The sequence below is a fragment of the Acinetobacter sp. UBA3132 genome (assembly GCF_002364825.1).
Lineage (GTDB): Bacteria > Pseudomonadota > Gammaproteobacteria > Pseudomonadales > Moraxellaceae > Acinetobacter > Acinetobacter schindleri.
Genome location: NZ_DEZM01000209.1, coordinates 1 through 23,473, shown reverse-complemented (window position 1 = coordinate 23,473; position 23,473 = coordinate 1). Strand labels below are relative to the sequence as shown.

The 23,473-nt window shown below is 42.4% G+C and carries 18 protein-coding genes, 4 tRNA genes and 1 pseudogene; 6 read left to right on the top strand and 17 right to left on the bottom strand.

The genetic code is table 11. The annotated features are described in order from the left end of the window. Positions 1-534 precede the first annotated feature (534 nt). The 8 genes from B4033_RS11630 to secA form a co-directional block, all read right to left on the bottom strand. Positions 535-611 (bottom strand) — tRNA-Pro (locus B4033_RS11630). A 17-nt stretch (positions 612-628) separates the two neighbouring features. Further along, positions 629-704, bottom strand: a tRNA-His gene (locus B4033_RS11625). 34 nt (positions 705-738) lie between these two features. Further along, positions 739-815: transfer RNA gene (locus B4033_RS11620), tRNA-Arg, on the bottom strand. 35 nt (positions 816-850) lie between these two features. Further along, positions 851-927, bottom strand: a tRNA-Pro gene (locus B4033_RS11615). Between the two features lie 153 nt (positions 928-1,080). Further along, the gene (nadA, locus tag B4033_RS11610; protein ID WP_004816150.1) at positions 1,081-2,148 is read right to left on the bottom strand and encodes a quinolinate synthase NadA; all 1,068 of its coding nucleotides are present in this window, start codon (positions 2,146-2,148) and stop codon (positions 1,081-1,083) included. A 158-nt stretch (positions 2,149-2,306) separates the two neighbouring features. Next, entirely contained in the window at positions 2,307-3,527 is a 1,221-nt protein-coding gene (gene argJ, locus B4033_RS11605) for a bifunctional glutamate N-acetyltransferase/amino-acid acetyltransferase ArgJ (protein ID WP_286834165.1), read from the bottom strand. A gap of 154 nt (positions 3,528-3,681) precedes the next feature. Further along, a complete protein-coding gene (locus tag B4033_RS11600) occupies positions 3,682-4,035 on the bottom strand; it encodes a hypothetical protein (RefSeq protein WP_286834163.1) in 354 nt (117 codons plus the stop codon). A gap of 136 nt (positions 4,036-4,171) precedes the next feature. Then, positions 4,172-6,898: a preprotein translocase subunit SecA gene (gene secA / locus B4033_RS11595; protein WP_286834160.1), complete on the bottom strand. Its 2,727-nt coding sequence runs from the start codon at positions 6,896-6,898 to the stop codon at positions 4,172-4,174. Positions 6,899-7,220: 322 nt separating this feature from the next. On the opposite strand from secA, the gene B4033_RS11590 reads away from it, so the two are divergent. Both B4033_RS11590 and B4033_RS11585 read left to right on the top strand, forming a co-directional pair. After that, positions 7,221-7,856 carry a peroxiredoxin gene (locus B4033_RS11590; protein WP_163165059.1) on the top strand — a complete coding sequence of 212 codons (636 nt, stop codon included), beginning with the start codon at positions 7,221-7,223 and terminating at the stop codon, positions 7,854-7,856. 297 nt (positions 7,857-8,153) lie between these two features. Then, entirely contained in the window at positions 8,154-8,735 is a 582-nt protein-coding gene (locus tag B4033_RS11585; RefSeq protein ID WP_171522336.1) for a dual specificity protein phosphatase family protein, read from the top strand. A gap of 12 nt (positions 8,736-8,747) precedes the next feature. Here B4033_RS11585 and B4033_RS11580 read toward each other — a convergent pair whose 3' ends face one another. The 4 genes from B4033_RS11580 to trpA are packed head-to-tail and all read right to left on the bottom strand — an operon-like array spanning position 8,748 to position 12,755. After that, complete coding sequence (locus B4033_RS11580) at positions 8,748-9,779, bottom strand: SPOR domain-containing protein (protein ID WP_286834154.1); 1,032 nt, start codon at positions 9,777-9,779, stop codon at positions 8,748-8,750. Further along, positions 9,776-11,062 (bottom strand): bifunctional tetrahydrofolate synthase/dihydrofolate synthase, encoded by a 1,287-nt coding sequence (gene folC / locus B4033_RS11575; RefSeq protein WP_286834152.1) that lies wholly within the window; start codon positions 11,060-11,062, stop codon positions 9,776-9,778. Before folC ends, B4033_RS11580 begins: the two co-directional genes overlap by 4 nt. Then, positions 11,059-11,955, bottom strand: coding sequence for an acetyl-CoA carboxylase, carboxyltransferase subunit beta (accD, locus tag B4033_RS11570; RefSeq protein ID WP_004816134.1), 897 nt, complete (start codon positions 11,953-11,955; stop codon positions 11,059-11,061). The genes folC and accD overlap by 4 nt, the downstream gene beginning before the upstream one ends. Beyond that, entirely contained in the window at positions 11,952-12,755 is an 804-nt protein-coding gene (gene trpA / locus B4033_RS11565; RefSeq protein WP_071321170.1) for a tryptophan synthase subunit alpha, read from the bottom strand. Before trpA ends, accD begins: the two co-directional genes overlap by 4 nt. A gap of 367 nt (positions 12,756-13,122) precedes the next feature. Between trpA and B4033_RS11560 the strand changes: the two genes are divergently transcribed. Next, a complete protein-coding gene (locus B4033_RS11560; RefSeq protein WP_286834147.1) occupies positions 13,123-14,457 on the top strand; it encodes a Na+/H+ antiporter NhaC family protein in 1,335 nt (444 codons plus the stop codon). Positions 14,458-14,504: 47 nt separating this feature from the next. On the opposite strand, the gene B4033_RS11555 is transcribed toward B4033_RS11560, so the two are convergent. Then, positions 14,505-15,545 carry a helix-turn-helix domain-containing protein gene (locus B4033_RS11555; protein WP_286834145.1) on the bottom strand — a complete coding sequence of 347 codons (1,041 nt, stop codon included), beginning with the start codon at positions 15,543-15,545 and terminating at the stop codon, positions 14,505-14,507. A gap of 143 nt (positions 15,546-15,688) precedes the next feature. On the opposite strand from B4033_RS11555, the gene B4033_RS11550 reads away from it, so the two are divergent. Continuing rightward, entirely contained in the window at positions 15,689-16,567 is an 879-nt protein-coding gene (locus tag B4033_RS11550) for a metal-dependent hydrolase (RefSeq protein ID WP_286834142.1), read from the top strand. A 59-nt stretch (positions 16,568-16,626) separates the two neighbouring features. Here B4033_RS11550 and B4033_RS11545 read toward each other — a convergent pair whose 3' ends face one another. After that, entirely contained in the window at positions 16,627-17,619 is a 993-nt protein-coding gene (locus tag B4033_RS11545) for a DUF2804 domain-containing protein (RefSeq protein WP_103800925.1), read from the bottom strand. A gap of 562 nt (positions 17,620-18,181) precedes the next feature. Here B4033_RS11545 and B4033_RS11540 point away from each other — a divergent pair. Continuing rightward, on the top strand, positions 18,182-18,850 hold the full coding sequence (locus B4033_RS11540; protein ID WP_286834137.1) for a class I SAM-dependent methyltransferase: 669 nt from the start codon (positions 18,182-18,184) through the stop codon (positions 18,848-18,850). Between the two features lie 49 nt (positions 18,851-18,899). Here the strand turns inward: B4033_RS11540 and B4033_RS11535 are convergent, their stop codons facing one another. The 3 genes and pseudogenes from B4033_RS11535 to B4033_RS11525 all read right to left on the bottom strand — a co-directional run bounded on the left by B4033_RS11535 (position 18,900) and on the right by B4033_RS11525 (position 21,854). After that, a complete protein-coding gene (locus B4033_RS11535; RefSeq protein WP_034424215.1) occupies positions 18,900-19,322 on the bottom strand; it encodes a hypothetical protein in 423 nt (140 codons plus the stop codon). Positions 19,323-19,519: 197 nt separating this feature from the next. Next, positions 19,520-19,699 (bottom strand): annotated as a pseudogene (locus B4033_RS11530) (alpha-ketoglutarate permease); the annotation flags it as partial. 325 nt (positions 19,700-20,024) lie between these two features. Beyond that, positions 20,025-21,854, bottom strand: coding sequence for a phosphoenolpyruvate carboxykinase (GTP) (locus tag B4033_RS11525; RefSeq protein WP_048882308.1), 1,830 nt, complete (start codon positions 21,852-21,854; stop codon positions 20,025-20,027). A 1,222-nt stretch (positions 21,855-23,076) separates the two neighbouring features. Here B4033_RS11525 and B4033_RS11520 point away from each other — a divergent pair. Beyond that, a complete protein-coding gene (locus tag B4033_RS11520; protein ID WP_004810787.1) occupies positions 23,077-23,367 on the top strand; it encodes a co-chaperone GroES in 291 nt (96 codons plus the stop codon). The last annotated feature ends 106 nt before the right edge of the window (positions 23,368-23,473 follow it).

Genomic DNA, 23,473 nt, shown 5'->3' with positions numbered 1-23,473 from the left:
AGCTTGTTTGAATCGATGTATTTCATCCGCAGATTATGCACGAATGCCAAGAAATCCGGAGTGCAAATATTAACCAAAAAGAAGATCGTTTTTTGATTTATGAAAGAGATCTTTTATCTTTATCTTTATCTTTATCTTTTACCAGCCACTCACTCTTATCATTTCAAAAAATAATTTTTCATACTTTTAAAACATATCCTCAAGAAAAACTCCAATAAATATCTTTTAGCGAAATATAGATAATTACTTCAAGCTTGTTATTTTCAATAAGTAGTATCGCAATGATGGTTTCAGCATCGTTATTATTTATGGTTATGTTATAGGGCCAGCAATCTGGATCAGTGATCACATCAGACCGAAGCAAAGTTATCTCAATAAAGTCAGACAATATACAAAGCAGAATATTTAAAGAAACAATTAATCTAATTGAGAAGTAATTTAAAAACTCATTCTAATTTTATTTAGATTATTAAATTTCAGGTATAAAAAAACCGCTTAACGCGGTATCTTTTATCTCGACCATCTTTAAGGAGATGGTCGGAGCAGTAGGATTCGAACCTACGACCCCCTGGTCCCAAACCAGGTGCACTACCAGGCTGTGCTATGCTCCGATTTCAACTTTAAAAGTTGGGGTGAATGACGGGATTCGAACCCGCGACAACTGGAATCACAATCCAGGGCTCTACCAACTGAGCTACATCCACCATCATTTTGATTCTAAAATACCAGGCAACCAAATGGCGCGCCTGACAGGATTCGAACCTGTGACCATCCGCTTAGAAGGCGGATGCTCTATCCAACTGAGCTACAAGCGCTTTACCGATGATACTTATCATCCGCCTTGAAGAATTGGTCGGAGCAGTAGGATTCGAACCTACGACCCCCTGGTCCCAAACCAGGTGCACTACCAGGCTGTGCTATGCTCCGATTCATCTCAGCTTTCGTATCAAGCTAATCGCTTGGTACGGTGTGCATTCTAGGCGCGACGCCCAAAGACGTCAACACCTATATTTAAAAAAAATCAAAAAATCGCTTCAAGCGTATATTTATCAAGCATTTCAGACATTTTTTATACAAATTCTAACGTTTTAGACCTGCACTAAAGTCCAACATCCGGTCAAGTGGTAATTTTGCCCGTTCTGCCAAAGCAGGATCGACATGAATTTCCTGATCGCCATGTTGCAACACATGCAGAATACCATCAAGTTCATTCATCGCCATCCAAGGACAATGCGCACATGAGCGGCAGGTAGCTCCCTCGCCAGCAGTTGGTGCTTCAATCAGGATCTTGTTCGGTACAGCCTGCTGCATTTTGTAGAAAATACCGCGATCTGTTGCCACAATCAGTCGCTCATTAGGCAAAGTCTGAGCAGCTTTAATCAGTTGCGAGGTACTTCCAACTGCATCTGCAATTTCAACTACAGACATAGGAGATTCAGGATGTACCAGTACCGCAGCATCTGGATACAGCGCTTTCATATTGGCAATGCCACGTGACCGGAATTCTTCATGCACAATGCACGCACCATCCCATAGCAACATATCGGCACCGGTTTTCTTTTGAATATAGCGACCAAGATGCTGATCTGGCGCCCAAATGATTTTTTCACCTAAGCTATCTAAATGCTCGATAATTTCTACTGCACAGCTTGACGTCACCACCCAGTCCGCACGTGCTTTTACAGCTGCCGAAGTATTGGCGTAAACCACTACAGTATGATCAGGATGAGCATCGCAAAACTTGGTAAATTCATCGACAGGACAGCCGAGATCCAGTGAACAGGTCGCTTCTAATGTTGGCATAAGTACAGTTTTATTCGGTGATAAAATTTTTGACGTTTCTCCCATAAATTTCACACCAGCGACGACCAAAGTAGACGCTGGATGATCGCGACCAAAACGAGCCATTTCCAATGAATCAGACACACAACCACCGGTGAGTTCTGCCAGTTCCTGAACCTCAGGATCACAGTAATAATGTGCGACCAGTACAGCATCACGCTTTTTAAGCTCTGCCTGGATCTGTGCAAACTTTTCCTGCTTGGCCTGTTCACTCAACTGATGCTCTTTCATCTCACCCAGGCGGTCTAAATGTGCCTGCACAATTGATTTGGCTTCATTGGCTATCAGTTTGGTTGCATCATTCATAACAACATCTTCTCTTTTCCTATATGCCTGCCTTACGCCAGACATCCACCCTACATCACATACCGGTCAGTTTTGGCAATATGCTTTTTTGACCATTCAATAAAAATTTTAAAAGTATAAAAAAGCCTCCAGACGGAGGCTTTTGAATTAAGTCAGCATTATGAACGATAGTCCGCATTGATTCGGACATAGTCATAAGACAAGTCACAGGTATAAACCGTATCTTTCGCTGTCCCTCGGCCAAGGTCAACACGAATGGTCATTTCTGCCTGAGACATCACTCGCGCACCAGCTTCTTCCGTATAATCTGCCGCTGCACCACCATCTTTACAGATTTGTACATCATCTAACCAAACCTGAATTTTTGCAACGTCTAAGTTTGCCACACCAGCATACCCAATCGCAGCCAAGATACGCCCCCAGTTTGGATCAGAAGCAAAGATCGCTGTTTTCACCAGCGGAGAATGGGCAATACTATAGGCAATATCACAACATTCTTGTGTATTCGCCCCACCTTCAACTGCCACAGTAATGAATTTAGTCGCACCTTCACCATCACGTACGATCAATTGAGCCAAACGTTTCATGGTACGTGCAAGTACTTCAAGAACTACTGCATAACGTGGATCTTCAGTAGAGCTAATTTCAGCACCGCCCGCCTGTCCAGTCGCAATAAAAATACAAGAGTCATTGGTTGAAGTATCGCCATCAATGGTAATACGGTTGAATGACACGTTCACTGTTGTAGATAGCAACTGTTGAACCAGTTCACGGCTAATCGGTGCATCGGTGGCTACATACCCTAACATGGTCGCCATATTCGGACGAATCATGCCCGCACCTTTAGAAATACCAGTCATGGTATAGGTGATGCCATCCATTTCAAACTGTTCAGAAGCACCTTTTGGTGTGGTGTCTGTGGTCATGATCCCAGTCGCTGCATCTCCCCATGCATCATCACGCAATGAGTCTAGTGCTGGCTGTAAGCCGCTCAATAGGCGCTCCATTGGTAGTTGCTCACCAATCACACCTGTTGAGAATGGAAGCACTTGCTCTGGTTTTACACCAGCAAGCTCAGCAAGCTTTGCACAAGTTGCTTCTGCATTTGCCATACCGGTTGGGCCTGTACCAGCATTTGCATTACCCGTATTAATCACTAAATAACGTGGATTGCCTACTGTCAAATGTGCCTTAGACACATGAACCGGTGCTGCACAAAAAGCATTTTGGGTAAATACCCCTGCAACATTGGAGCCTTCAGCCAGTTCAAATATCACCAGGTCACGTCGGTTCTGATAGCGCACATACGCTTCTGCTGAACCAATTTTCACCCCTTTTACCACATGCATCTGTGGCATAGATACGTCACCAACTGCCATTTTAAAATGTCCAATATTGAAGTTTTAGAAAAATACAGCTTAGTTGATCTGAGACAAAAAATCGAGCCAAAGCCCGATAGACGCTCACTTTTCTTATGGTTTTTCACAATAAAAAACCAGTCATAGTGACTGGTTTTATTAAGCTCAGCAAAACTTAGTTTTTTGCCAGCTGGGCAGCTTCATTTAGCAATGCTTGTTTCGCCTGTTGCTGACTAGTCGCGGACAATGCCGGATTAGAGGCCACAATACGATCAGCATTGGCTGCATTGGCCGCAGTAATTGCAGCAGTTTGTAGTACGATCGGACGGTTCGGATTGGCAAAGGTATAACGAATACCTGTACGAGGGCTTTCCACAGTCACCTGACCGCTTGCATCTACCTGAACAGGTGCAGTCGTTGGGCCAATGGCTTGTTTGACTTTATCTACAGTTGTGGTTTCTGAAGCTGCAAAACTCAATGTAGGGATTGCCAAAGCAGCAATCATCAACGATTTTAATACTTTTTTCATTGTCTGTCCGCAATTTGATGTCCAATGAGCAACTAAATAACACTTAATGTTATGGACTGCAATTCAAAATGTGCTTTTGAAAAACTTTTTCACATAAAAAAAATCAGAGCCCTAGAGCTCTGATTTTTTTTATCACTTAAATTTTACCGTGACACTGTTTGTATTTCAGACCTGAACCACATGGGCACGGTGCATTACGGCTTGCAGGCGCTTCAAATACTGGTGCAACTGAAGTTGTATTGGCATTTTGCAGGGTATGATCTTCTTCCCCACCCTCCAGCAGACTGTCAAATTCCTGATGAGACAACTGGATACGCATTGCTTCAGCCTGAGCCTGTTGCTGTGCTTCCATCTCAGCCAGTTCTTCAGCAGTTGGTACATGGATACGGGACAGGTCCATCACTACATCAGATTTGATCACACCCAGCATATTCACAAACAGGTTGTACGCTTCTTTCTTGTATTCCTGTTCCGGATTTTTCTGTGCATAACCACGTAGATGAATACCTTGACGCAGGTAATCCATCGCAGCCAGATGCTCTTTCCAATGACGATCCAGAGAATTCAACAGGAAGTGACGTTCCAAAGTCGCTGCCGATTCAGCACCCATCTGTTCACGACGTTCGCGGTAGCGATTAATCACTTCATCGGTAATACGTTCAACCAGACCTTCTTCATCCAGACGACGGTCCTGTTCTAACCATTGACCTACTGGTAATTCGAAGTTCAGGTCTTCTTTCAATGCCTGTTCTAGACCTTCAATATCCCACTGGTCATGAATAGATTCTGGCGGAACATAGTTCGCAATCATGCCCTTCATAACATCGCGGATCATTTCTTCGATGTAATCTTGTAAAGAGCTTTCAGCCAAAATGTCATCACGTTGAGAATAAATGATCTTACGCTGTTCGTTATTTACGTCATCGTATTTTAACAGGTTTTTACGAATATCAAAGTTACGCGCTTCAACTTTACGCTGCGCATTTTCAATTGAGCGCGATACCATCTTGTGCTCAATCGCTTCATCTTCTTGCAGACCCATGGCACGCATCATGGCAATGATACGGTCACCTGCGAAGATACGCATCAAGTCATCTTCAAGTGACAGATAGAAACGGGATACACCCGGGTCGCCTTGACGACCAGCACGACCACGCAACTGGTTATCGATACGACGCGATTCGTGACGCTCAGAACCAATAATATGCAAGCCACCTGATGCCAATACGGCTTCATGATTCTCTTCCCATTCAGCTTTCAAGCGAGCTTCATCTTCAGCTGTTGGATTTTCAATTTTAGCGAGTTTGGCTTTCCAGTTACCGCCCAGCAAAATATCGGTACCACGACCTGCCATGTTTGTCGCAATCGTTACTGCACGTGGTGCACCAGCTTGGGCAATAATATCTGCTTCACGTTCGTGCTGTTTCGCATTCAGAACTTCGTGCTGAATACCCGCTTCTTGTAATTTATCAGAAAGAATTTCAGAAGCTTCGATAGTCGCAGTACCAATTAGAATCGGTGCTACACCAGCTTCATGAACACGTTGAATCTCCTGAATAATCGCGTTGTATTTACCTTCACGATTCAGGTAGATCAAGTCATTCTGGTCATTACGGATCATTGGACGGTGGGTTGGAATCAGCACCACATCCAGACCATAAATTTCTTTCATTTCCGCAGCCTCAGTATCCGCTGTACCGGTCATACCAGACAGTTTTTTATAAAGGCGGAAATAGTTCTGGAAAGTTGTGGTTGCAAGTGTCTGGTTTTCAGGCTGGATTTCCAGACCCTCTTTCGCTTCTACCGCTTGATGCAGACCTTCAGACCAGCGACGACCCGGCATGGTACGACCCGTGTTCTCATCCACAATGATGACTTCACCTTCATGGATGATGTAATGCACATTGCGTTGATACAGGTAATGCGCACGAATTGCCGCAGTTACGTGATGCACAAGATTCAGATTAGACGCTGAATACAGACTCTCGCCTTCAGCTAGCAAACCCATAGAAATCAGTTCATTTTCAACAAATTCAAAACCGGTTTCGGTGATTTCTACAGAACGCTGTTTTTCATCAATCCAGAAATGACCGCCATCCGGCACTTTCTCTTCTTTTTGCGGATGTAATTTTGGTGGAATACTATTGATTGCAGAATAAAGCTGAGAAGAGTCTTCACTTTGACCAGAAATGATCAATGGTGTACGTGCTTCATCGATCAGGATCGAATCGACCTCATCGATAATCGCATAAGTCAGACCACGCTGCTTTTTCTCTGCCAGCGAGAACACCATGTTGTCACGCAGATAGTCAAAACCGAATTCGTTATTGGTACCGTACGTGATATCGGCTTTATAAGCTTCAGCTTTTTCTGCCGGGTTTTGCATGGAGTAAATGATACCAATGCTCAAACCCAAGAATTCGAATAATGGACGGTTTAACTCAGCATCACGCTGTGCCAGGTAATCGTTCACAGTAATGACATGTACGCCCTGACCACTTAAAGCATTCAGATAACAGGCCAAGGTACCCATCAGGGTTTTACCTTCACCAGTACGCATCTCGGCAATTTTGCCTTCATGCAGGGTAATACCACCGATCAGCTGTACGTCGTAATGACGCATTCCCATAATACGTTTACCTGCTTCACGGCAGACCGCAAACGCTTCAGGGAGTAATTTATCTAGACTTTCGCCGTTATTATATCGTTGTTTGAATTCTTCAGTTTTTGCAGATAAGTCTGCATCGCTTAGGGCTGATATCGTCGGCTCGAGCGCATTAATCTTGTCTACGATTTTACGCATGCGTTTGAGTTCGCGCTCATTTTTGGTACCGAAGATTCCTCCGATCAGACTTGCCAACATGAATAGACTCTCTAAATCTTGCTTGTCAAATGAATATGTTCTTAGTCGTTTATTATGGTGCTAGAAATTTGAACTACAAGGGTTTTAATAAAAAAACCTTATTCCAGCTTCCAGCCCGGAGATCTAAGGCAACGTAATGTAGCAAATTTTGAACACGCAATATAGTAAAATGCATGGCTGTTTGATTCAAAAGCAGATAGAAGGATTTTATCTTTATGCACTTTTGTTCATAAGAAAAGCTAAAAACGCTATTTTTAATTATAAAAAAACTGGTTCATATTAGTTTGATCCCAACCAATAACAGAATTTTGAGGCACATATCATGACTTTACGTTTAGGCGATACCGCACCAAACTTTGAACAACAATCAAGCGAAGGTCTAATTAATTTCTATGACTTTTTAGGTGATAGCTGGGGCATTCTGTTCTCGCATCCAGCGGATTATACGCCAGTATGTACCACTGAACTTGGCTTTACCGCAAAGCTTAAAGATGAATTTGAAAAGCGTGGTGTAAAAGCTATCGCCTTATCCGTAGATGATGTGGATTCACATCATGGCTGGATCAAAGACATTAATGAAACTCAAAATACCAGCGTGAATTTTCCGATCATTGCAGATCAGGACCGTAAGGTATCTACTCTATATGATTTCATTCATCCGAATGCCAGTGAAACACTGACCGTACGTTCTCTGGTGATCATTGATCCGAACAAGAAAGTGCGTCTGATCATCACTTACCCCGCATCGACTGGTCGTAACTTCCACGAAATTCTACGTGTAGTTGATTCACTTCAGTTGACTGATAACCATAAAGTGGCAACACCTGCAAACTGGCAACAGGGCGATGATGTAGTGATTGTTCCTTCATTGAAAGACGAGGAAGAAATCAAACAGCGCTTCCCTAAAGGTTATAAGGCAGTAACTCCTTACCTGCGTTTAACGCCCCAGCCTGAGTGAGGATCAGCAAGGCGCTGCCTTGCCCTGAGGAATATTCCGCAAGAAGACGAGAAGCCATGCTTCAAGCGGTAAACTAAAGCCGAGTTGCTCATTAAACTAAAATTAAGCTGTAATCAACTCTCCACCATGGAAAGCAAATAGTCAAAATCATAAATATTCATTTCCATGTTGTGATTAAAACCTATTGATGAGCCGGGTTATCGAGCTTCCTATTAAGCCTGTCTTCAGACAGGCTTTTTCTTTGTGAAAAGTTTTATTCTGTTTAAAATAGTGATTAAAACTACAATTCAGAGCACCATGAAAAATTATTATTCGTTTGTTATTGTTTCTATCTTTGCCTTAGCTGGTTGTATGACTACACCTGCCTTACCAGAATATCAGCGTCCTGCGCATTGGGGACAGGAAATTCATCAACAATATAATTTCTATCAGATTAGTAATGAACTCTATCGCAGTGAACAGCCCAGCCATGAACTGAAGCCTTTGTTGAAACAGTATGACATTGATGTGGTCATTAACCTGCGTTCACGTGATAAAGATTCGGAAATACTCGACAATGAAAATCTAAAGCTGAGACATATACCCATTCATACCTGGGCTATGCAAAGTGAAGATTTACTCAAGGTGATGCAGCTGATTCAGCAGGCACGGCAAAATAATGAAAAGGTATTATTACACTGCTATCACGGTTCTGATCGTACCGGTGCCAGTGTAGCCATGTACCGGATTATTTTTCAGAATTGGAGTATTGATGATGCGGTAACAGAAATGAAACATGGCGGATATGGTTTTCACAGTATCTGGCGCAATATTGAAAAATTATTTACCCCTGAAAATGTAAAATGGATCCGAGAGCAACTCACGGATCCATCTGTTTAAAGCAGACTTAAATTAACGTTTATCTAAAGGCACCCAATCGTTAACCCAGGCTGATTTCATGTTCAGACTGGCATCAGAGGCGATTTTCTTACGGATCGCATCAGCTGCTTCACGGTCTTTCGATGGACCAACCATAATCCGTATTCCTTTTGAAGTTGGGCTCTTGGTCACCTTATAGCCTTTGGCACGCAGTTTTGCTGCAATCGCATCAGCATTGGCTTCATTGGCAGCCAGTGCCACCTGAACCATCCACTGCTTGTCATCTTCGCCTTCCAGCAACTTACGTGCTTTTTCAGCTTCGGCCTTTTTCTTGGCTTCTTCAGCTTTACGTTTTTCCTCAGCCTTACGTTTCTCTTCGACAGCTTTTTGTTCAGCCTCTTTCTTCTCAGCCGCTTTACGCTGTTCTTCTGCTTTCTGCTGTTCGGCTTTACGCTTTTCTTCTGTCTTACGTTTTTCTTCAGCAGCCTTGCGCTCAGCTTCTTTCTTCTCAGCCACTTTACGCTCTTCTGCCTTGCGCTTTTCCTCTGCAGCTTTACGCTCAGCTTCTTTCTTCACAGCATCAGAAGAATCTTGCTGCTGGGTTAAATTTTGCTGCTCAAGCTTTTTTTGCGCGGCTGCTTTGTCTTCGGCTAAACGTTTCTGTTTGGCCTGTTCATCTTCCACCAGTTCTGGTGGAATATTGTCTGAGCTTTGCTGGCCCATACGGTGTGCATTTAGGGCAGCATATTCTTCAGCCGCCTTACGTGCTGCATCCGCTTCAGCCTGCTGTTGCATCGCCAGGAATTCTGCTGCACGTGCTTCCTGCTCAGCCACGGCCTTTTCACGGTCACGGCGCTGCTGCTCCAGAAGACGTTTTTCAGTTTCAACATCTACCGTCAATGAACTCGGACCACCTACATCCCGACTTTCCACCTGAGCCGGCTGTTCCGGCACATTCACACTATGATGATCAATTTCTGCTTTGCCTTTCAGGAGTAATGCTGCCAATAAAACACCACCACCTAATAAAACAACGCCTCCCATCCAGCGTTGTTTGTTATTCATTGACATTCTTCCAAATACTCCCATACCGCTTCTAACGTATGAAATGAACCACACACCAAGATCAGCTGATTATTATTCGTTTCATCCAGCGCTGATTGAAAAGCTAATTTAACATTGTTATAGGTTTCCACCGCTTGCCCGGCTAAAGCATCAGTCAATACTGACAGCTCTGCTGCACGTGGAACATTTAACGGTGCAATTTTCCATAATCGGATACTGTCTTTCAATAACCCGACTACAGAATTTATATCTTTATCACCTAACATCGAAAAGACACAGACTACTTCCGAAATCTGCGAATGATGATTTAAATAGTGACTTAACTGTTTTAACAGGAATTCGACCCCATGCGGATTATGCCCGGCATCAAATATCACAGTTTTATTTGTAATTTCACGAATCTCAAAACGACCTGGCAATTTTGCCGTCTGAATTCCTTGTGCAATGGCTTCCTGACTGACTTCCAGACCACTCACCAGAATTGCTGCAACAGCTGTCGAGATATTATCCAGTGCCAATGAACCTGTCGGAAGTTTCAGTGTGGTCCCGGAAGATGCAAAGCCCCAGGATGCACCATCTTCAAAGGCTTCATAAAAATAATCACGATTGATGGCATATAACGGCGCTGTACATTCGGCAGCCTTATCTAAAATCGCTTGAGGAATGTCCTGCTGTCCGCCAAAAACCACCGGAATATTTGGGCGGATAATGCCGGCTTTTTCAAAGGCAATTTTTTCAATGGTATCACCGAGCCAGTCGGTATGATCCAGACCAATATTGGTAATCACTGCAACGTCTGGATTGACGACATTAACCACGTCCAGACGACCGCCCAACCCTACTTCCAGCACCCATACATCACACGCTTCATTTTTAAAAATAACAGAGGCAGCGAGTGTGGTTGCTTCAAAGAAAGACAGGCTCAAACCACATTCGCGGCGAGCCTGATCAACTTCAACAAAAGCATCTACCAGCAACTGATCTTCAACTTCAATACCGCATAGTTTGACGCGCTCATTAAAGCGATACACATGCGGGGATTGATACAGACCCACCTTCAAACCTTGTGCATTTAGAATGGCGGCCAGGGTGGTCGTGGTCGAACCTTTACCATTGGTTCCAGCAACGGTCAGCACTTTGGCTTCAGGCTGTGTAACGCCCAGCTTTTCAGCGACTGGAATGACCCGTTCCAGACCTAAATCAATACCCGTAACGTGAACATGGCTCCAATAATCGAGCCATGTATCTAAAGAATCTGTTGCTAAAGGTGCTGCTGTGTTCAAGGCAAATTCATCAATTTCGTGACAATACGATAGACTGTATCACGTAATGCATGACGGTGAACAATTTGGTCGATCACACCATGATCAAGCAAATATTCTGCACGTTGGAAAGGTTCTTCCAGCTTTTCACGTACTGTTTGTTCGATGACACGTTTACCTGCAAAACCGATCATTGCTTTCGGTTCAGCAATATGCACATCACCTAACATAGCCAGAGATGCAGTTACACCACCATAAACCGGATGGGTAAGCACGACTACGTATGGCAGACCTGCTTCTTTCAGACGCTGGATTGCAGCTGATGTACGAGCCATCTGCATCAAAGACAACATGCCTTCCTGCATACGTGCTCCACCTGAAGCGGCAAAACAGATCAATGGCTGTTGCAGTTCAATCGCACGTTCAGCGGCTTGCACAAAACGGTCACCCACCACAGTACCCATTGAACCGCCCATGAAATCAAATTCAAAAGCAGTTGCAATCATTGCTACGCCTTTCAGCTGACCTTGCATCACAACTAAGGCTTCAGTTTCACCAGTTTTTTTCTGCGCTTCCGACATGCGGTCTGGATAGGCTTTGCTGTCGACAAATTTTAATGGATCTTTTGCCTTAAATTCCTGACCCATTTCTGTCTGTACCTGGTCAAAGAACCAGTTCAGACGGTCACGTGCCTTCATTCTCAGATGTTCATCACATTGTGGACAAACATAGGCATTAAATGACATCGCGGTACGTGTCACTAAAGCATGACATTCTGGACACTCAATCGTTGGCTCAGTAAACGTCGCCTTAAGCGCGGTTTGCTCATCAGGAACATCAATACCTGGAACTGTACGTTCCGTCCATGGGGTCGATGGGCTCAGAATTTTGCCTGATTTGACTGGTTGACTCATACTAACTCATCGAGCGCTGCTCGAAGCTCCTTGACTTTATTCACCGTTTTGACAACGGCTTGTTCTGGCGCGAGCGTTGCAAACTGCTTCACGAACGCACTTCCTACAATTACTGCATCGGCAGCAACACCCATCGCTTTCGCAGATGCAGCATCACTGATACCAAAACCAACGCCAACAGGAACATCTGTCTCGGTCTTAATTTTCTGAATGCGGGCTGCAGCTTCAGATACATCTAAAGTTGCTGCACCGGTCACCCCTTTTAGTGACACATAGTAAATAAAGCCGCTGGCCTGTTTTACCACGTGCTGAATACGGGCATCGGTTGAAGTTGGCGCCAGCAGGAAGATTTGATCCATCTCGTATTTTTGCAATACGATTTTCAAATCATCTGCTTCTTCAGGTGGCAGATCCACCAGAAGTACACCATCGACTCCACATTCATGAGCATAAGCCACGAACTTTTCATAGCCAATCACTTCAACAGGGTTTAAATAACCCATCAGAACCACTGGAGTTTCGTTATCTTTCTGACGAAACTCTTTCACCATTTCCAGAGCATTCAGGGTATTGGTTCCGCCTGCAAGTGCGCGTTCAGCAGCAAGTGCAATCACGGGACCATCCGCCATCGGATCTGAAAATGGAAGACCCAGTTCAATCACATCGACACCGGCATCTACCATTTGATGGAGCAGAGGTACAGTCACCTCAGGATGCGGGTCACCAGCCATAACATAAGAAACTAAAGCTTTACGCTGTTGAGATTTAAGTTGTCCAAATCGTGTGGCTAAACGTGACATAGGGTTGTGCGTTCCTTAACGTGTTTTCAAACTTGAAGCGTTGACTATTGTAGAAATACAAGACACCGCATTGTAACGCTATTTTTTGTTCATTGAACAGTACACAGCGAAGCGGTATTGTATTTCATTTCCTGCGCGAAGATTTCAGAACAACCCGAAAGACAGTATTTACGAATATTTTGATTTTTTTCTCAATGATCAAAGATGACTAATTTCGCTATTCTGTAAAATATTGAATGTTTAGATAAACTTATTTTTATCACTAAAAACTGAATAAAAACACAGGTGTTAGCGCATATATTTAAAGTTTTCTGAAATTGCAAAACCTGCTTTATACTACGCGCACTTTTTTACTTTTCTATCTCCTATGCAGACTGATTCAGAAGCTACAGTGCAGGCACGGGCCATTGCACTGTTGCCGCTTATTGTATTTTTAACAATCTTTTTAGGCAGCGGGATTTATCACACCATGATTGGAACCGAGTTCGCGTTCTATCAGGTGAAAGCGCCTGTTGCTGCCCTGCCTGCGATTATCTTGGCTGCATTAGTGTATCGCGGCAAACTCAACCAGGGCATTGAAGAATTTCTTAAGGGTGCCAGTCACCCTAACCTGATTCTGATGTTCATGGTGTTTATGCTGGCGGGAGCATTTGCCAGTGTTAGCAGTGCTATTGGCAGTGTCGATGCCACCGTGCAAATGGGCCTGTCGGTGATTCCACCAGAATTTGTCTTGCCGATGCTATTTATTATTTCGGCATTCATTGCCACCGCAATGGGTACCTCAATGGGGACGATTGCTGCCTGTGCACCGATTGCCTTTGGCTTTACTCAAGCCACGGATATTACCGTGATTCATGCCATTGGTGCGGTCGTCGGCGGTGCAATGTTTGGTGATAACCTGTCGATGATCTCGGATACTACGATTGCGGCGACCAGCAGCCAGAAAGTGCAGCTACGGGACAAGTTCCGGGTCAATGTCTGGATTGCAGTACCGGCGTCAATTGTCACTATTGCGATTTATTTCTTTCACACGAGCACAACAAGCGGCGTGGAATATAAGGAGTTTAACTGGCTATTAGTCCTGCCTTATATTGCGGTTTTTGTCTTGGCCTTTAGTCGTCTGCATGTACTTGCGGTCTTGGCAATTGGCGTATTGCTATCGGGCTTATTTGGTCTGTTCGCGACATCAGAGTTTGACCTACTTAAACTGAATAATTCAATCTATGATGGTTTTGTCGGGATGTTCGAAGTCGCTTTGCTGTCGATGTTTCTCGGTGGTTTGTCCGCCATCATGCAACGTGAAGGCGGTTTACGCTGGCTGATCGAACGGATCTATGCGCTAACCCGTTTATTTAAAGTTGGCCGTCAACGTGCCGGTGAAATTGGTATCAGTTTTCTGGTAATCTTCTCGAACCTGTTTGTGGCCAATAATACCGTGGCGATCATCTTGTCTGGTGATATGGCACGTGAAGTGGCAAAAGAATATGGCGTTGATCCAAAACGGTCTGCTGCCTTGATGGATATTTTCTCTTGTGTAGTTCAAGGCCTGATTCCTTATGGCGCACAGCTATTGCTGGCCTGTTCGATTGCCAAGCTGTCTCCGGTAGAATTGATTGGTGGCGTTTATTATTGCTGGATTCTAGCGATCTTTGCAGTACTGGCAATTGCGTTTAGGTTTCCCCGACTCAAAGCAAATGCTTAAGCAGTAAAAGTAAAAATCAGCGATCCTTATGGGTCGCTTTTTTATTTCTATTTTTCTTCCTTTGTTTTGAAGAGTTTTCGTGCCTGTAAAAGTGTTTGCCCAGTTGCAGCTTTATAGGCACGCGCCAATGCAGATTGATCAGAATAATCCAGCTGCTGAGCAATTTCAGTCAGGCTAAGTCCCTGCTGTAATAGCGTCTCACAGCGTTTCATTCGCTCCTGTTCCAGCAACTTTTTAAAGGAACTGCCCTGCTCGCTTAAATAACGCTGCAAGCTGCGTGATGACATCCATAGCTGCTGTGCCAGTTGCTCAATTTTAATTGCTTGATATTCAGTACGTAGCTGATCAGCAATAATTTTTCGTGCCTGCTGTAATATTGATTCATTTGAAGACTTGGTAGCAATGGCTTCTTCAGCCTGGCGGACGAGCAGCTGTAACAGCATCGGATCAGCCTGTTCTGACCTGAATTGTAAATCTTGTAAGTCCAGCTCAAAACTATAATAGGCCTGAGAAAAACGCACGTCCACGCCAAAGAATTTCTGATAATGCCGTTGCGCCATCAACGGTACATGAGCTAACCGAACACAACGTAGTACCAGCGGATGATCCTGTAAAATATAACGACCCAGTTGCACCATCGCTGCAATCGTTAATTCATTCAGCAACTGATATTTCTCATGCAGAAAATCCCAGTAAAGTTCAATACTTTGTTCATGCTGTTTTATCTGCAGAGGGACAAACTCACTACCATCCACTACTAGCCGTTGAAAACGCATGATATAACCGATCATCTCGGAGATACTGCTACTTTTTGAGGCCATATAACCTAATACCCCAAAATGCTCCGGACGAATAGACTGGACAATTTCAAAAATTAATTGCGGGCAATGTAGATACGTTTGAGTTCTTTCGATAACTGTGTTTAATAACTCAAGAGGAACTTCAGTATCAAAAGGCTGGTCAATTAAATGGCGCAATGGGGTATTTAGATCTTTAAGAAAATCAGCCTGCAGGGGTTCTATATTCAGGCTGCGCAGATGCGTAGCCCACAGTTGAATATAACCATTTGATATTCGTATGTCCTGCATGTGTAATTCTCGATGAGTGCAGCAATTTGACAAGCTTTATTTTCATTTGGCGTAAAATGTATAAAAATTGGCAATAACTGTCAAAACAATTTGTGTAATAGTCGACATACTGTCAGCATCGACATCAACAAGAATGACAAAAGATGAATGCACCATTAAAAACAACTGTACAGCCGGTGGTTCGCACCAATCTTGACTTTAAACTTGATGAAATTCCTCGCTTCTGGTTTGGCGGTGATCCTTTCCTAACCCGTATGTTTGACGCCTTGAGCCTGACTTTCCCGGATGGTGAACGCTACTTCATTCAAAGCGTACGCCTATTTCGCGATAAAATTACCGATCCTGACCTGCAAAAACGGGTAGCAGACTTTATCCGTCAGGAAGCACAACACGGTATTGCGCATGAAAAGATGAACCAGATCATGAAACAGCAAGGTATGCCAGTAGATCAATTCATTCAGCGTTTAAACAGAATTTTTAAATTCGAACTGGAAAAACGCTCACCTCAATACAACATTGCCATGACCGCTGCGGCTGAGCATATGACTGCGCTGATGGCAGAAACCTTCTATGCTTATAAAGACACCTTGAAAGAAGCGCATCCTTATGTGCGTGCCCTGTTTGCCTGGCATGCAATCGAGGAAATGGAACATCGTGATGTTGCGTTTGATGTAATGAAACAAGTGGGCGATGTACCAGAAAATCTACGAAAGTTCACCTTAGCATGGACCAGTGTATTGATGATCGGCTTTACCATTTATCGGGCCAATGTGATGTTAAAGCATGACGGGTTTACGCCACGCCAACGTCTGCAGATGAATATTCGCGGCCTGCCATGGTTCTTTGGTAAAAAAGGCAAGCTGACCCGTATGGGCAAACAGTATCGTGACTGGTTTAAAAAGGATTTCCATCCTAGCCAGCATCCTGTGATTGCTCAATACGACGTCTGGGTAAAAACACTGAATGAAACCGATGATCCAATTCAGGCTGGTGAAGCATTCTGGCGAGCAGCTAAAGACTAAAAATATAAAAGTAAGAAAATAAAAAAGCCTTTAACTAAAGGCTTTTTTCTTGCCGATGATTACCATTTGGCATAATGCTGTTCAAGCAAAGCATATTCATCTAGCAATACATATTCCTGATCATCCTGCTGAATGGTCCCGGATACTCGTGCCTGCCATTGGCTAAACTGGCTACCGACCAGACGCAGATTCAGATTTTCATAACGGCGCCAGCCCGTAGTCACACGCAAATTTAGCTTCTCATCCAGTGAGTGTATACTCCACTGATTTTCTGATTCCTGCTGAAACAGCACGTCGGTCAAGGCATAAATCTTGCCGTTGACCCATAAACAGTTTTCATTGCCAAAGCTTTCATTCACGCCTGATGCAAGATTAATTCCAATCCGGTTCTGCTTGGTATCCCAGAAATTACAGGATAACCAGAACCATGCTGTTTCGGGGCGCAGAAAACCACAGGTATCATCTAGTGAAGCAAAGGTACGTTCATTAAACTGGATGGTCTGCCCTTGTTTGTTAACGAAATATCCTTCACAGCCCAAAGTCGTTAATTTCTGGGTATAAGTCCAGCCATTAATACCTGTTGGACTACACATACTGAGTGGATCTGTTCCGGCACAGAAAATCCGGGCACTCAGCTTTATATCTCCATATTTGGTCACAGTGATATAACGCACACCATTGGCATGCTGAATTTCAATCTGGTACGGAGATTTATGAAAATAACTATGATTAAACAGTGGCTGTTCATCTAAAACAGTGTGACGTGACAGAAAATTGATCGCATTCCATTCCCGCACTTCATTGGTCTGATGATCATAGATATAGAAGAAACCATGCCCTGCCCAGGCAATATCAGCGATCGCTACGCCAATACTGTAGTGTTCATGCTGAATGCTACAGAATTTGAATTTTTTGTATTTAAGATGCTTACGCCAGCCGGCAACAATCTGGCCATAAGGAGTTTTGTACTGGTAAGCATTGTAATCGATACTTTTGGGAATTTCTTTGAAACGTCCGTAACGGGGTTGTCCATTTGCCTGAATTAAATCCATATAAGGCATTCCATCTAAGTCGGAGAGTTTATACAGCCGTGTTCAATATTATGCTAATTCCTTAGTCTTGATAAGGAAATTTTTCTACCGTTTATCGCCAAATTATTAGCAAGGATTTGATTTCATTTGAATCTTATTCTTTTTCTGAGGATTCAAAATTTTAGTTATCTGTATAGGAGACTTTTTTCGCGACATGGATGTCGCCCGTTGAGCAGCATTATCAGGATGTAATGTCTGCTGATTAAAAAACCTTTGGTTACTTTGGGCTTTTCCAAAGTAATATCTACCTGAAGGAAAGTTTTTGAAGCATGTTTCTCGCACACCCATTTTCATAATAAGTCTGTATATTGATTCTTTAGTAAATCATTACTTTTGTTTCGGCAAAAGTAACCAAAACCATTTGTCATTTGCAGAACTCGTCTTATTCCTTCAGCGATGAATAAGTCGCAGAAACAGAGCGAATCAAATTTTAGGTGGCCTCGGACAGCTGCGAATGACATGGTCATGTATTCTGGTTAATTTATAAATTCCAATAAAAGATTTTTTGCACCAAGGCTTTTATATGAGCTGTACTTTCCAATTTCCTAAAGCTCCTGAGCATCTTCTACAAGCCTTGCATGATGTGATTCCACATTGTGAACTGTATGCACAGCAATTGCCGGATACACCTATTTCACTTTGGCTAATTCCGCCAGTATTTCCAACTGATAAGCTGGATGATGAAGTCATCCGTCGTATCTGGAATGATACGCCGTATTGGATCTTTTGCTGGGCATCTGGTCTTGCGATGGCGCAGTGGCTGCTGGCAGAACCACATCATGTAAAAGATAAAGTAGTGCTGGATTTTGGTGCAGGTTCAGGTGTCGTTGCAATTGCAGCAAAAATGGCAGGTGCTAAGCGTGTGATTTGCTGTGACATTGATCAAGTGAGTTTAGATGCTTGTCGTGCTAATGCTGAGTTGAATGGTGTTGAGCTTGAATACTTGGATGATCTGTATAAAGCAGAACAGGTGGATATCCTGTTAGCCGCCGACGTACTTTATGACCAATGCAACCGTTTCTTCCTGGATGAGTTTTTAAAATTTGCGCCTGAGGTGTGGGTTGCAGATAGTCGGGTAAAAAACTTTAGTCATCCCCAATACGAAAAACTGGATGAGCGTAGTGCTACCACTTGGCCGGATTTGGATGAATCTCCAGAATTCAGAAACGTCAGTTTCTATAAGACACTTTGAAGCGAAAAATAAAAAAAGGGCATTAAGCCCTTTTTTCATATCTTAGAGATTATGAGCAGGTGAATTGAATCACGCGTAATGTGCTTGGGCGGGCATTCAGGGCATCACGTGCGCCTGGATTTTCAGTATTGTACAGGTCAGGCGTGTTGCTTAAGCTGATTTGAGTGCGACTATTGCCGAGCTGGCGACCATACTGTTCATCTGGTAATGCAGTATTACTAATTTCGTTGCTGCTGAGTACGCTTACATTCCAGTTTTTAGAAGTACCAAGTGCCTGTCTGCAAGCAGCCTGCAATTTTCCTTCATCCTGACTGGTACGACCAGAAAGTGTATAGCGCAATGTTGCAGTATTTGCACCTTGCTCAATGACTTCGTAACCAGATTGACCGTTATAAGGTTGAGGTGTGCTTTGGCAGGCAGTGAGCACCAAAGTGCCGAAACCCAAACCTAGTAGAAAAACTGTTTTTTTCATCATGATGATTTCCCATTTTTTATACAGCAAGTATGCCATAGCATTGAAAAGACAAAATGGCAGTAAACTTAAAAATCCAATAAAAAAGCTTTCTGAATGTTTCCATTCAGAAAGCTTAAACAGCTCAAGCATTAATTAGTCGTCAGTAATCATGCTGTATTTTTTAGTGTCCTTCATGAAGATATAAGTCAGCAATATGCATAAATTCCCATAATCCATCCGCCAATCGGCGCATTAAAAAAACTAGGGCAAAACAGCAGCAGCTTTGCGGTGTCATCACCTTTAGGGAAAAATTTCGAAGCAAAATATAAAGTAAAGGCTGCATAAACATATCAGTCGTACTATTCGACCAGGTTTCCTGCGGAACCACCGAGAATAGAGTTGACACATGTTTTATCGAAGTAAAGTTAAATAATTACAGTGTCTTGTGCTTATGTAGTTTTTAATTTTTTATAAAACTTTAATTTTAATAAAACAAGAGAGATAGTTATTGATAATTCAAAGCATTAAGTTATTTATTTTTATATTAAATTTTTGATTTTTTAAGATAATTTTTATTGATTAAATGTTGTTGAATAATTTAAGAGGTATTAGAGAAATCTAATAACTGCAAAAATTGGAAAAATGAAAGTACTTAAATTTAATGAATAACTATTAATAAAAAAGGCCGCTTATGCGACCTTTTTTAAATTAAACCAGCAATTATGCAGATTTAACAGCTTCCAGTAATTCAGCTTGACGTTTTTTCAACGCTTCTGGCATACGGTCACCTAGTTTTTCGAACAATTCAGTATGGCTTTCAAGTTCTTTGATCCATTGATCTTTATCTTGAGAAGTTACAAGGTTAAACTGCTCTTTAGAGAAGTCAGTGCCAGTCCAGTTCAACTGTTCATAAGTTGGAACACGGCCAATTGGAGTGTCAACAGCAGTTGCACGGCCTTCACAACGATCGATGATCCACTCAAGAACACGCATGTTTTGACCGAAACCAGGCCATACGAAGTTGCCTTCAGCATCACGACGGAACCAGTTCACGTTGTAGATACCTGGAAGCTTGTTACCAGCAGCAGCAGCTTTCTCGCCAACTTTCTCACCCATTTCTAACCAGTGAGTGAAGTAGTCAGCCATGTTGTAGCCAGCAAATGGAAGCATTGCGAATGGATCACGACGGACAACACCTTGTTGACCAACAGCAGCAGCAGTAGTTTCAGAGCCCATAGTTGCAGCTTTATAAACACCGTCTACCCAGTCAAATGCTTCTGAGATTAGAGGCACTGTGTCCGCACGGCGACCACCGAAAATGAACGCAGAAATTGGAACACCTGCTGGATTTTCCCAGTCAGCATCGATAGAAGGGCATTGACCCGCAGCAACGGTGAAGCGAGCATTCGGGTGAGCTGCTTTTTCTTCGCCAGTGTGTGGTTGACCTTTCCAGTTAGTCAGGTTTGCAGGTGCTTCTTTAGTTAGACCTTCCCACCATACTTCGCCGTTGTCAGTCACAGCAACGTTTGTATAGATTACGTCTTTATGAAGTGTTGCCATACAGTTCGGGTTAGTTTTGGTATTTGTACCAGGCGCTACACCGAAGAAACCAGCTTCAGGGTTAATTGCATATAGACGACCGTCTTCACCTGGTTTGATCCAGGCAATATCGTCACCTACAGTTTCAATCTTCCAGCCTTCGTAGCCCGCTGGTGGAATCAGCATCGCGAAGTTTGTTTTACCACACGCAGAAGGGAATGCCGCTGCGATGTAATGTTTTTCGCCTTGTGGATTCGTCACGCCAAGGATCAGCATGTGTTCAGCTAACCAACCTTGTTGACGACCCATGTAAGATGCAATACGTAAAGCTAGACATTTTTTACCTAGCAATGCGTTACCGCCGTAACCGGAACCGTAAGACCAGATTTCACGCGTTTCTGGATAATGTACGATCCATTTGTCTGGGTTACATGGCCAAGCAACGTCTTTTTGACCTTCTTCCAATGGTGCACCAACAGTGTGTACACATGGAACGAATTCGCCGTCAGTACCTAAAACGTCATAAACCGCTTTACCCATACGCGCCATTTTAGACATGCTAACAGCAACATAAGGAGAATCAGTCAGTTCGATACCGATGTGTGCAATATGAGAACCTAAAGGACCCATAGAGAAAGGAACAACGTACAAAGTACGACCTTTCATAGAACCGTCAAATAAGCCATTTAGGCGAGCACGCATTTCAGCTGGAGCTTCCCAGTTATTTGTCGCGCCAGCGTCTTCTTTGTTTTCTGAACAGATATAAGTACGACCTTCAACACGAGCAACGTCAGAAGGATCAGAATTTGCAAGGTAAGAACCTGGATGAGTTTCCTGGTTAAGCGCTTGCATTGTGCCGTTAGCGATCATCAAGTCGATATAACGTTGATACTCTTCTGCGCTACCGTCACACCATTCAATTTTTGCTGGTTTTGTTAATTTAGCAATCTCTTCCACCCAAGCAATAAGCTTAGGGTGACGAACGAATTCTGGTGCGTTCACTTGGGTCATGGTGAGGCCTATCTCAAAAGTGTACAAAACTATGTACAAAGTATAGTCTGGGTGATGAAAACATCGCCCAGATGAAATATGAAAAAAAAGTGGCTGTATTAAAGCATAAAATGACAAAAAAAATAAGACCAAAGCAGGGTTAGAGTTAAATTGTCACATAATGCAATATTTTAAATAAGTATTTAAAAAACAGTAGTATATAAAATAACATTGCAGAGTAATCTTGTATTTATTTTAATTATGGTTAATATTTTTAATAAATATAATTATAAAAAACATTTACTTATTATTTTTCTAGTAACGACTCTTATCATTGATTAAATAAATGAGGGTAATTTGAATTTTGCATAGTACTTAATAACATCTGTTTAGCATTTAGACAGTTTGCCAGAAAAATAATCAATGCTGATGATTTTCCGAACTATTATAAACGATATATATCTAATTTCTATCACATAAAAGGCTGTATTTATAGAATGTTGGGGTCATTCCTATTTAAGATCATAATTAAACTCTGCTATATAGCTTCTTGTGGTTTTAAATTTTTGATTTTAAAAATAAAATTTATAGTTTCTGCTTTCTTAAAGCGCCTAAGAAAAACCACTTTAAGATTAGTTTTTAATTGGTTAGTAACTTACGATTAGTAGGTTTTAAAAAGTCAACCTTGATCTTTTATGGCTTAGCTCTATGAAGCCAATAACAGTATTCTCCAGGTAACTATCTTCAACGAATGTGGGCATAGAAATGATCATCCTGTACAAGGCTGAAGCACTATATAAATAGTATTCATTATGTGGAAAAAATTATCTATATAACTAGGTCATTCCAAGAAATAGCTTTATATAGAAGATGAGTTTAAGGTGTTTGTACTGCTTATTTTAAATTATTTATCAGATAGGAAAGAGGAGTAGCGCTGTATCTACTGACTGTTCAAATATAAGCTCTATTTTGCTTCACCACGTTCTTAAAGAAGCTTATGGAAAGATGAAAAATTCTGAAAACTGAAGGCTATACTCTAATTTCAGACTGGCCTTGAAGAAAAAAGCAGCAAAAGTATATGCACATGATAAAAAAATAAAAAAAAATGAATTTTTTTTCAGTTTTACCCTTGAAGCGATTTATTCCATCTCCATAAAAGTGACATCTAAAAGTTTTGATGACGACCAGGGAATAACTAAGTCGTCATCAGTAATCAAAAAGACTTAGTCTGATGGAGTTAAAAATGAGCAACATTCGTCCATTACATGACCGCGTTGTTATTCGTCGTGTTGAAGAAGAAACTAAAACAGCTGGCGGTATTTTACTTCCAGGTTCTGCAGCAGAAAAACCAGCGCAAGGGGAAATTATTGCAGTTGGTAATGGTCAAATCACTGACAATGGCGTACGCGCGTTAGACGTTAAAGTTGGCGACAAAGTATTGTTCGGCACTTATGCAGGTACAACTGTAAAAGTAGACGGGGAAGAACTACTTATCATGAAAGAATCTGACATTTTAGCGGTTCTTGAAGGTTAATCTTCGCTAAAACAGTCTTACATATTCCATATCAGATTTTGTAAAGCTATTAAAAATACTCGGAGTCAAATATGTCAGCTAAAGACGTAAAATTTGGTGATTCAGC

What these genes read in the sequence shown, in the direction of transcription:
- nadA (WP_004816150.1), bottom strand. Translation starts at nt 2,148, where the DNA reads ATGAATGATGCAACCAAACTGATAGCCAATGAAGCCAAATCAATTGTG.
- argJ (WP_286834165.1), bottom strand. Translation starts at nt 3,527, where the DNA reads ATGGCAGTTGGTGACGTATCTATGCCACAGATGCATGTGGTAAAAGGG.
- B4033_RS11600 (WP_286834163.1), bottom strand. Translation starts at nt 4,035, where the DNA reads ATGAAAAAAGTATTAAAATCGTTGATGATTGCTGCTTTGGCAATCCCT.
- secA (WP_286834160.1), bottom strand. Translation starts at nt 6,898, where the DNA reads ATGTTGGCAAGTCTGATCGGAGGAATCTTCGGTACCAAAAATGAGCGC.
- B4033_RS11590 (WP_163165059.1), top strand. Translation starts at nt 7,221, where the DNA reads ATGACTTTACGTTTAGGCGATACCGCACCAAACTTTGAACAACAATCA.
- B4033_RS11585 (WP_171522336.1), top strand. Translation starts at nt 8,154, where the DNA reads ATGAAAAATTATTATTCGTTTGTTATTGTTTCTATCTTTGCCTTAGCT.
- B4033_RS11580 (WP_286834154.1), bottom strand. Translation starts at nt 9,779, where the DNA reads ATGAATAACAAACAACGCTGGATGGGAGGCGTTGTTTTATTAGGTGGT.
- accD (WP_004816134.1), bottom strand. Translation starts at nt 11,955, where the DNA reads ATGAGTCAACCAGTCAAATCAGGCAAAATTCTGAGCCCATCGACCCCA.
- trpA (WP_071321170.1), bottom strand. Translation starts at nt 12,755, where the DNA reads ATGTCACGTTTAGCCACACGATTTGGACAACTTAAATCTCAACAGCGT.
- B4033_RS11560 (WP_286834147.1), top strand. Translation starts at nt 13,123, where the DNA reads ATGCAGACTGATTCAGAAGCTACAGTGCAGGCACGGGCCATTGCACTG.
- B4033_RS11555 (WP_286834145.1), bottom strand. Translation starts at nt 15,545, where the DNA reads ATGCAGGACATACGAATATCAAATGGTTATATTCAACTGTGGGCTACG.
- B4033_RS11550 (WP_286834142.1), top strand. Translation starts at nt 15,689, where the DNA reads ATGAATGCACCATTAAAAACAACTGTACAGCCGGTGGTTCGCACCAAT.
- B4033_RS11545 (WP_103800925.1), bottom strand. Translation starts at nt 17,619, where the DNA reads ATGGATTTAATTCAGGCAAATGGACAACCCCGTTACGGACGTTTCAAA.
- B4033_RS11540 (WP_286834137.1), top strand. Translation starts at nt 18,182, where the DNA reads ATGAGCTGTACTTTCCAATTTCCTAAAGCTCCTGAGCATCTTCTACAA.
- B4033_RS11535 (WP_034424215.1), bottom strand. Translation starts at nt 19,322, where the DNA reads ATGAAAAAAACAGTTTTTCTACTAGGTTTGGGTTTCGGCACTTTGGTG.
- B4033_RS11525 (WP_048882308.1), bottom strand. Translation starts at nt 21,854, where the DNA reads ATGACCCAAGTGAACGCACCAGAATTCGTTCGTCACCCTAAGCTTATT.
- B4033_RS11520 (WP_004810787.1), top strand. Translation starts at nt 23,077, where the DNA reads ATGAGCAACATTCGTCCATTACATGACCGCGTTGTTATTCGTCGTGTT.